Source organism: Microbulbifer halophilus (assembly GCF_026183675.1).
Lineage (GTDB): Bacteria > Pseudomonadota > Gammaproteobacteria > Pseudomonadales > Cellvibrionaceae > Microbulbifer > Microbulbifer halophilus.
In genome coordinates this window covers 1-1680 of sequence record NZ_JAPIVK010000083.1, presented here as the reverse complement: position 1 = coordinate 1680, position 1680 = coordinate 1, and the positions used below count along the sequence as shown (strand labels likewise).

Here is a 1680-nt window from a genome sequence, read left to right as displayed (position 1 = left end):
CGGTGATTTTCAACCCAGTTGTCCAAATAACTGCGTTTAAGCAGCGCATTTATTCCGCTCAATTTCCTGTAGTTTCCCAGGGTTGAGCGATACAGATCCGGTTGCATCCCAGTTTCGGGTTTCGCCTGACCAGCGTCTCGGGTTCAGGCGCTTTGCTCTTTCATAAACCGATTTGCGATGCGCCAGTCTCTCAAGGTCTTCGCCACGGTGTCGACTGGCTGGCGTGACGAAGTTGATACCACTGTGCAGGTGCTGCTCGTTATAGGCATGCTCGAATACCAGCATCCATTCACGAACCGCCTGCAGCGAGTTAAAGCCCTTCGCTGGCCACTTGGGACAGTACTTTACCGTCTTGAACAAGGACTCCGAATACGGGTTGTCATTGCTCACCCGGGGACGGCTGTAGGACATCAGCATGCCCAGTTCGGCCAGTCTGGCTTTCAGCGTATAGGACGTCATCGGCGCTCCGTTGTCCGAGTGCAGAACCGGCGGCTTGTGCCAGCAGCGTTCACGCAGCAACGCCCGTTCAACCAGTTGTTTTGCCAGTTCACCGGATTCCGCCTCGTGGACTTCCCAGGCCACGATCTTGCGGCTGTAGATGTCCAGGATTAGGTACAAGTACCAGTGCTGGCCACGAACCACAGAAGGACAGTAACTTATGTCCCAGCTCCACACCTGGTTCGAGCCGGTGGCGGTAAAGCTGGTGGGCTCCGGCACTTTTCTTGCCGGTTGCGTGCGTCCACGGTGATTCAACTGCCGGTGTTTCTTCAGGATTCGGTAGAACGAGGACTCCGAGGCCAGATAGACACCCTGATCAGCCAGCAGCGGCACGATCTGCGACGGCGGCAAGCTCTGGTATTCCGGCAAGTTGCAGGTGCTCACGATCGCGGCTTCCTCTTCTGTGGTCAACTGATGGAGTTGCTCGACTCGCTCCGCTTCAGGGCGCTGATCCTGAGAGACCGAACCATCGGTTTCGCGCCAGCGCTTCAAGGTGCGCTGGCTCAGCTCCATCAGCTCAGCCGCCTTGTAGCGCGTGGCTCCACCGGCTATGGCGTCGTCAAAGTACTGCAAGAGCCTTGTACGCTCACTCAACGGGGTCAGTTGTCCTCGTTGTCGGGATCTTCGCCGTACAAGGCCTCCAGCTTTTTTGATAGCACCAGCAGGGAGGTCGTTTCGGCCAAGGCGCGGTCTTTACGGCGAACTTCCGTCTTCAGATTCTTGATGGTTTTCCGGGATTCCCGTTGCTGCTTCTGAGCGGCTTTCTCCTGGTCTGTCTGCATACCAGCACCCTGGAGGCAGGCTTCCTTCCAGCGCTGCACCAGCTCTGGATACAGGCCTTTCTCGCGACAGTAAGCCCCGAGTTCAGCTTCAGACATGGCGGCGGTTTCAATCACAACAGCTAACTTGGCTTCCGGAGACCAATCCTCTCCGGTATTACGGTTACCCGGCACAGGCATTCCTTTTTGTCGACACTGTTTCAACCAACTATACAGTGTCACATCGGAAATGCCTTCCTCCGCGGACACCGACACCACGGTGCGGTTCATCGGGGGTAACAGCTTCTTCAGCACGGCGGCCTTACGCTCTTCGGAATAACGTGGCATGAAAGCTCTTATACCGCCCACTCTCGAGTGAATTTAGGCAAAATCGCCAACTGGACAACTAGGCTGACAGAGTGGG

At 56.3% G+C, this 1680-nt stretch carries 1 protein-coding gene; it reads right to left on the bottom strand.

Going from position 1 to position 1680, the window contains the following annotated elements; translation table 11 throughout:
* Positions 1-36: 36 nt before the first annotated feature.
* Positions 37-1604, bottom strand: a protein-coding gene (locus OQE62_RS19290; RefSeq protein ID WP_265723674.1) for an IS3 family transposase whose coding sequence is annotated in 2 segments (ribosomal slippage) — positions 37-1116 and positions 1119-1604 — 1566 coding nt in all. Because the reading frame shifts where the segments join, the coding sequence is not laid out codon by codon here.
* Between the last annotated feature and the right edge of the window lie 76 nt (positions 1605-1680).